Origin of the sequence: Halomonas sp. B23F22_20, assembly GCF_043496985.1 — a bacterium.
GTDB lineage: Bacteria > Pseudomonadota > Gammaproteobacteria > Pseudomonadales > Halomonadaceae > Halomonas.
In genome coordinates, this window is the sequence record NZ_JBIEKH010000044.1 from 1 (window position 1) to 7688 (window position 7688).

6 protein-coding genes are annotated in these 7688 nt (G+C 40.5%); all 6 read right to left on the reverse strand.

The annotated features are described in order from the left end of the window. Positions 1 to 217: 217 nt before the first annotated feature. A complete protein-coding gene (locus tag ACGTN6_RS20275; RefSeq protein ID WP_394594835.1) occupies positions 218 to 1384 on the reverse strand; it encodes a HEPN-associated N-terminal domain-containing protein in 1167 nt (388 codons plus the stop codon). 76 nt (positions 1385 to 1460) lie between these two features. Next, positions 1461 to 2900 (reverse strand): protein kinase domain-containing protein, encoded by a 1440-nt coding sequence (locus tag ACGTN6_RS20280; protein WP_394594837.1) that lies wholly within the window; start codon positions 2898 to 2900, stop codon positions 1461 to 1463. Between the two features lie 115 nt (positions 2901 to 3015). Then, the gene (locus tag ACGTN6_RS20285; protein ID WP_394594838.1) at positions 3016 to 3732 is read right to left on the reverse strand and encodes a restriction endonuclease; all 717 of its coding nucleotides are present in this window, start codon (positions 3730 to 3732) and stop codon (positions 3016 to 3018) included. A 196-nt stretch (positions 3733 to 3928) separates the two neighbouring features. Further along, positions 3929 to 5674 (reverse strand): hypothetical protein, encoded by a 1746-nt coding sequence (locus ACGTN6_RS20290; RefSeq protein WP_394594840.1) that lies wholly within the window; start codon positions 5672 to 5674, stop codon positions 3929 to 3931. After that, a complete protein-coding gene (locus ACGTN6_RS20295; protein WP_394594842.1) occupies positions 5667 to 6743 on the reverse strand; it encodes a hypothetical protein in 1077 nt (358 codons plus the stop codon). Before ACGTN6_RS20295 ends, ACGTN6_RS20290 begins: the two co-directional genes overlap by 8 nt. A gap of 122 nt (positions 6744 to 6865) precedes the next feature. After that, the gene (locus ACGTN6_RS20300; RefSeq protein ID WP_394594843.1) at positions 6866 to 7546 is read right to left on the reverse strand and encodes an AbiU2 domain-containing protein; all 681 of its coding nucleotides are present in this window, start codon (positions 7544 to 7546) and stop codon (positions 6866 to 6868) included. Between the last annotated feature and the right edge of the window lie 142 nt (positions 7547 to 7688).

Sequence of the window (7688 nt, forward strand, 5' to 3'; positions counted from 1 at the left end):
CCTATGCCGCGTTCAAGAAAGGGCTCCCCAAATCAGCGAAGAAGGAGCCCAGGAAAACGACGGAAAACACTGCTTAACTATAGGGGCCCCACGGGGGCATGTGTCAGGTAATAACCATCACTGTACATCTGGAGGACGTTCATACAGCCTGATATAACGCTCGCATTTGCGGCTGGTTTGGAGCGCAGCGGAGAGCCAGTCCGACAACATGCGCTTGTTAGCATTCCTGTATATCTATCAGATCGAAATTTTCTTGGAGTTCGTCATTATTAGAGGAGAATATAGCAAGATTCACCCCGCCCTCGTTTTTGACGCTTGGGTATTTTATACCCATAACTCCAGCGCCTTCTCGATTTCTAAATCGATATCTAAAGTACTCTGACACTATTTGCGTTGGGACATAATCTACATGTTCCTTCCCATCCTTTCCTACCGGCAAAGTTAACTCACTCCTGAAAGCATACAAAAAGTATCTGTTATGCCTAGTGTCATACAGATCGGGCTCAAAGACGCTCGGTATATCTGGCAGCACAGAAAAATCAACCACTGATATATCTACCTTTGACCGAAATCTCGCAGTGAACCACCTTTTAGACCAACTCAGCACTTCTTTTTCAGCGGTATCCTTTTCAAAAGCCAAGTACAAATATGAAATTCCCGGCGGATTCATTCTGCCAGCGCTTGCGACACCAACGGGTGGAACACCCATTTCGTAAAAACAGGTAAAATTATCTTTCTTCGATGCATGCCTTACACGATAGAATTCAGTACCTGCTGGGATAACGGTGACCAACCCTTCTCGGACACATGTTTCACCCAAAGCATCAAGCATACTTGATATTGGAATATAATCGGGTCGCCCAGACGAAAATTCATCTTCTGGCTCTGTCAGAAAGAGGTATCGCGTTTTTGTTATTACCTGAGTTTTAAAGCTATCCCACCCATATAAAAGCGTGTCGCTCGGATCACTAATCGCCCAATCGCCTTTAGAGTGCTCAGCCCAGTATGTCATTGGGTCTAAGGAATCAATTATGTCATCTAGAAATTTTCCGTCCCAACCAGGATCAAAGTCTCCAACAACATCATGAGTATAAATTTCTCCGGTTAACCATCCTCCTTCAACCCATGGCATATCCAGATCTTGAGCGTCAGCATATTTACTCGAGATTGCGGCAAATATTCGCCCCATGACCAAATCAAAAGGAGTCGCAATTAATTCAGAAGACTCAGCTTCGCAATAGCTGCAGTTTTTAGATTCCAGATTATCATTTACAAGAACTTGAAGTGCTTCATCAACAACACAGTCACCACAAACAAAGGTATCCCTTTCAGTCAAATTGTGACCCTCGTTCATAGAAATAGCTAAGTCTGAAAAGTACCCCATGTGAATGCGCACCTCTTGTAGATTATAACGCTAGCGGCAGGGGCGCGACGTCATGAGCGTCCCTTGCCCGCATTTATTAAGCTGCTGTCTTGTGGTGTAACGCACTTCTCTTTATATATTCCCTAAACTCCTTCTCAGACATTTTGTTGTGCCTTCCGTCATAAGTTGCAGAAACTCGATTATAAATTGATCGAGTACTAAAAATAACAAAAGCACCTTCAAAATATCTACAGACCAAATGGGACTCTGGAGGTAATTCATCGCCGTTGTACTCATTTAAATCCCAATGGTATCGCTCAATATAGGTAGATGGTTCAATCTCTACAAGCTCTTCATATGGGAATATAGGCTGTCTATCGCCATATATACCTGTAGGCTCTATAGATTCCGCTTCTAACCTGAAATAATTCCACTGAGGATCAACGCCAAAAGATTCGTAAGTCAACTTACGAGGCTTTAGGACATCAAAGCTTTTTTCTGAAATTTTTAGAGATATGAACCCTTCTTCTTTAGCGTAGCCAGCACCAATAAGTGCATTACCTCCACCTCCAGGCAAAAACATATGATTCAAGCTTCTCACATTCGCAATTTCATTGAATATCGTGATAATATCGGCGAGATCAGTCCAAGTAACCGAGTCAGGGGCACCCGCAGGAAAGAGTTTATTTTGAAGATCAAACCATTCTGTCAGATTTTTCTCGTGGAAATCTTCATTAATTTCAACCCATTCCTCTAGTCTTTTTACCACCTCAGTCATTTTTGGTCGTTTTTCTGGCGTGTGATCTGTACAATCAGTCAACAAATCATTTAACGATTTAGTGTAGAGGTCTTGACAATAATTATTTAAGCTTACCGCTGAAAAAACATTATATTGTCCGTCAAAGCATTTAAAGTCTCCGGCAACTCCAATCCATAGTGTTTTCGCGAACGAATATACATCTGCAAACTCGCCATTTGCTTCATGCGCGTAACGACGCATTTCTGGGGCCATTGTAAATTTTGGACCTACGTCTTTACCACGCTCAGTCACATCATCTCGACCTGGGTACTTAACCAATCCAAAATCAGCCAAACATAGCCTATCACCGATGTACAAAATATTTGCAGGTTTAATATCACGATGATAGTAATTCCGGCTGTGTAATTGATCAATTGTCTTTGCTACAAGCAACATCCCCCTTACTATGTCAAGCGTATCTTTTCCCTCGCGCCATTCTGAAAACCTCTTACCAACAGGCATAACAAACCAAGGAACCGTGCGAGTGGTGTCTGCTGGCAAATCATATTCTTTGATTCTGACAATGCCATCGATATCACTATTTTTTGTAATAGCATGGATTTCATACTTGAAACGCTTGTAAATATTTTCTCTTATATTTTTTAAAAGCTTTATTGCTCCGACATCTTCATTTTTATTTGCTCGCCAGACTTCACCATTTCCACCTTTACCTAGCCGGGAATCAAGTTTCCATCCGCCTATTGCTTGATGCTGCTTATAGTTATTTCTTTTGGCCATGTGGATCCACTAATAAATTATTGAAGACTGCCTGCCTCGAGGAAGCTTAACGCTGCCATCACCGGTGACAAAGCCGTAGTGAAACGGAGGTTTTGGTACCCGATGCATGGCCTGGTTAAATTGTTGCTCTTATACTCGGAACATCGCCATCGTAATACTCCGCTATTAGATCTTCTCTTGAAGCGGATACAGCGATAAACGGTTTATGCTTGAGAGCTCCAGGGGGAGCGAACAATACCGACGCTCCGAAGCCCCTCATTTCAGCTAATTCAAGCTGAATCAAAAAAGACCTGAATACGTATTGGGGCATTCCGCGCACACACCACTCCTTCGGATTCAGTGACGCCTCCTTGAATGCCCGCTTCGCATGTTCCTTGGAATAGAACAAGAGCATTTCTGGTCGTTTCGTCGAGGGATGAGGATGCGCGAAAAAGCTTCCTGTTACTCGCCCTTCACGTTTTTCCATAATTGTCCAGAAAGGCTCTCCTACAGTAGTCTCATCGGGCAGAGCTACGGTCTTCAGCCTTTCGGCGAGCAATTCATTCAGTTTTGGGAGATCATCTATGGTGAGCAACAATACATCATTATCTTCGGCGATCTCCCGGGCGAGCTTTTGATACCCCAGCCTTGAGACCATCACCTTTTGAATACTGCCAGCGTTACTTAATTTCCCGAAAAACTGGGCAACTTGACCGTTATCAATTGGGCGACCGCAGTCTTTGCATTCAATGGCTACCTTATGTGTTATACCCGCCTTCTCAAACTGGTAGTAGACATCGACTTGGTGCGAGCGCCCGTGTTTGTCCGTTATCTGAATATCTTGGCCAACCACTACACCCTCGTCCTTCATATTGAGCAGAAACGAGTACACCTGCTGAACATGCTTCTCTAATTCAATTCACGTATTCATGGTTCTCTCAAAATTTAACGCCAATATTCAGCGGCGCCCTGACAAGGGCGTCCGGTGGAGGCCCATCAGGGCCGTAACGAACTGGAATGACTTGTTAGCTTACGCATTGCTCCAGACATCAGACAACTTCCAACAAACCTATTGTATCGTTTATCAACTCACTATCTATAAAATCACTTTTGGATAGAAATGACCGCTTTGTTTTGCCATCTCCAATGCATATTAATTTTGTTTCTTCAGAAAAATACTGATTCTTAACAGTCTCAATATTAAAAAGAGGAGCAGATGATGTGTCATCTCCTTTGTATTCCGCAACGGAAAAAACAACCTGCCCAATAGATTTAGTTTCCTGAGAAAGAAAATTAAAAATATTACTTCGACTCTCTGTGTCAATGTCTTCTTTGAAAATAGCATCAAGGAGAAATGGAAAGCTATGAATGTCAGGGTTTGTATAAACCATTTCGTAAAACGAAAAGTTATAGGCCATTAATAACTTATGCAGTTCAACGCCTTGACAGGGAAATGAACTTATAGAATACAAGTTATGATATTTACCTTCTTTTGGAAGTTGAGCGCCCAACTCTGAAACTTTACGCTTGAATATAGAAAGAAACTCTCTTTCCTTAACCTGCCTCAAAGAATCTATATCAACACCATTGTCAACTCTATCTATCTCACCATTTATAACTTCGATTCTTTTCTGCAAGAGATCATTCTTAATGGAAATGTTTTTTAACATTCTTAGATTGGCATTGTGATTAAGCCAAGAATCAAATGTAATATTACTCACCTTTAGATTACGCAATACCGAATAATCATTCTCTATTTTAACTCTCAGTTCGGATATAATATTTTCTACTGAATTTAACTTCGCTGCTGTTTTTTTGATTTGCTCTCTTACATTGTCTTTTTCTTTTAAAGCATCATTGATATCTTGGCTATAGAGATAAAATTCTTTTAAGTCACCAGGTAAGCCTTGATTACATGTAGGGCATTGATCAATTCTTGGTTTTTGATTCTTGATGTTAGCTATTATCTGGGTTAATACTTTTTGTCGACCTCTCAACATACTCAGCTTATTGCATAACTTGGTATGCTCTGCTTCTTTGCTAGATAGGTCTTTGTTTAAATCCTGGTAGCTTTCTAAGTACTTTTCAGCTTCACCTTTAAATCGTTCATCAAGTAGCTTTGATACTTTCAACTCTTCATTTTTATCCTCATAAGAGTTAAGCTGTTTCAGCTCAAAGCCAAGCTCCTTTTTTTCTTTCTCAAGGTTATATTTATTGATTCTTTCATGACTGCTTTCAATGCCGCAATAGTAATCCAAAAAATCAAACTTAAAGTCCTTGTAAAATCTATAATCCCCAATGGACTCACGCATATAAACCCAGCCCACGGACTGGGATATATAATAAGGCAATAGCGCTGCTTCTAATGGCGCACCAATTAACTCCGATTGCTTTTGCAATACCAAATCAAAGCCAATTAATTTTGAAAAAATATCTTTATACCTACCATATTCGAATGAATTATTGCTATTAATGCCATCAAACCTAATAGGTGGCTCACTCCCCTTTTTCAAAACCAACGTGTCATCTGAGCGAACGAATACCAGATTACAATGTTCTTTATGGCCCTTTAGATCGCAATCAAGACGAAAAAAAACACCATTACTATTAATATCATTTAGATTTTCTTTTGAGTCATTTATCCCCATGGCATAAATAACTGATTGAATAAGAGTGCTTTTCCCTGAGGTGTTTCTACCGTGAACGATATTTACTGAATCACTAAACTCAGTATAAAATCCTTTCTCGTCGCTTGGGGAATAAACTAGCAAGCTATTTATAATTAAACTAGACATGCATTCCTCTTGTCTCAACATATGCCGCAATTATAGCGAATGAAACCATATGGTTTTCTAATCTAGGCTGAAATTCTTGTTGATAACGACTGTATAAATCAACAATGCAATCAGCTTCACTCACGTGCAACTCATCAATATCTGTTCTTTCTTCAACAAATTTATAAATTTTTCGATATTCAACTTGTTGAATATCTTTAAAATAATCAAAACAATTCTCAAGCAATTCTTTGGCCCTTCGCCGTATTGGGAGTTTCAAATCCAACTGAGCTGAAATTTGCTCGGAATACTTCCTCCAAAAATCAAACGACTTTCTGCTTTCAGTGAACATTTTGAATGTTTCATTTATTTTATTTCTCGTAATTCTTTTACTTTGATCAGATAGAAGAACTTTATTGTCATCGTTATACGATTGTGCCACATCTTCTAATAATTGCATTAATGTGGAAATAACAGCCTCATGGTCATTAACCTCTTGGCCAAAGTGTTCAATGGCCAAGCCTTTTAGTTCTCTTTGCCAGTTTTTGTGGCTTTGAGCAAAATCAATATACTGAAAATAAACGTGCTCTAATTGAGTGCTATCAAGTATTGACTGGCAAATCCTCGGTTCAATATTTCTCTTGATCTTCTCTGACAAGTCAGAATATTTTTTCCGTTTATTTGAGACTTGAACTTTGATCTTATCTTGCTTTTGACCACTTTCTTTCTTGCTTGTTAATAATATATTCCTATTGGTAAGAAAGCTTAACGTGTGTTGATAATCATTAGACTTTTCGATGGGGTCGCTAACAAGCTCCTTTCCTACCATCGTAATTTTACCAATAATTTCGCAAAGATCGTCGTCTGTTCTCCAATCATTTCTTGACTTCTTTGCTTGGTATGTATCAATTTTTTTTAACTGACCATTGTCATCCAAAAATGCGAATAGAAAATCTTCATGGTGTTCCAAGCAAATAAAGTAATTATTTGAGTTTATCTCTTCATAGCCTTCAAATAGCAGAAAAACAACACAGCAGCGCTGAAATGAATAGCCAGAGCCCCCTTCTACACCTGAATTACTATCTACCATAAAACACTTCCATGATTATTTTTTCTATTCATAATTTTTTAATATCGCACTAAAGAAAGCTAACGCTTTGGCTTTGCGGCGTGCCGGAGCGCAGCGTAGGAGCGTCCGCCAACAGCCATTGGTTAGGCTTTGATTCGATCTAGCAAAGAGGTGACATCTTCTTCCATTCTCTGCTCTTCTCGCAAAGGGTACTCTCCAATCTTCCGCAATTTACCGTTGTGCATTAGATCGAAAATTATGTTCTCAACTTGACCAAATAGGGTCAAAAAATCCTGAATTTCGCCAATATTCGTTCGACCAAAGATCTCTGTGACATTTGACAGGGAGGCAACCTCTTTGTGGGCCATGACTTTGTTTCGTATAGGCCGATATATCTCTTCGTAACGTTTCTGGCGTTTGGCTACTTCGCCCCTCAAACGCTGAAAATCTTCCTCCTTCGCTTCATACACTCTGCCCATGTAGTCCTCCAACCAATCAGGCTCAATGCCATTTTGATCAGTCATCTTTCGCTCTCGAATATGTTGAGCGTCGAATTGGTCAACATTCTCGATACAGAATCGAAGGAATGCGTGGACAGAGAAGGCATCGCCATCAATATCGAAAAGACGGCCAATGGTTATGAAAAATGTCGTCTGAAGGGAGTGCGTAATTACGTTCCAAGTTGCCGCATTGCGGTTTAAGCCACGGCGGACAGCTCTATCATTAGACCCAATGTTGTTTAGATGCTTCCATGCATAAAACGTCCAAGTTGCTGTGGCAACCTCGTCTTGATAAAGCTTGAGCGCTTCCTCAACTCTTCGCAAGAACCCTCCTCACGCCTAACTGTTCAGCATTTCTTCGCCGTGCGCAGCATGGCGGATAAATGCCTGTTGGACTAAGCCGCCCTTCAGGCTGCTACACCGCTTCTATAGGGTATTGTATTGGCCGGTATGCGGCCTGAGACGT

What these genes read in the sequence shown, in the direction of transcription:
- ACGTN6_RS20295 (WP_394594842.1), bottom strand. Translation starts at nt 6,743, where the DNA reads ATGGTAGATAGTAATTCAGGTGTAGAAGGGGGCTCTGGCTATTCATTT.
- ACGTN6_RS20280 (WP_394594837.1), bottom strand. Translation starts at nt 2,900, where the DNA reads ATGGCCAAAAGAAATAACTATAAGCAGCATCAAGCAATAGGCGGATGG.
- ACGTN6_RS20290 (WP_394594840.1), bottom strand. Translation starts at nt 5,674, where the DNA reads ATGTCTAGTTTAATTATAAATAGCTTGCTAGTTTATTCCCCAAGCGAC.
- ACGTN6_RS20275 (WP_394594835.1), bottom strand. Translation starts at nt 1,384, where the DNA reads ATGGGGTACTTTTCAGACTTAGCTATTTCTATGAACGAGGGTCACAAT.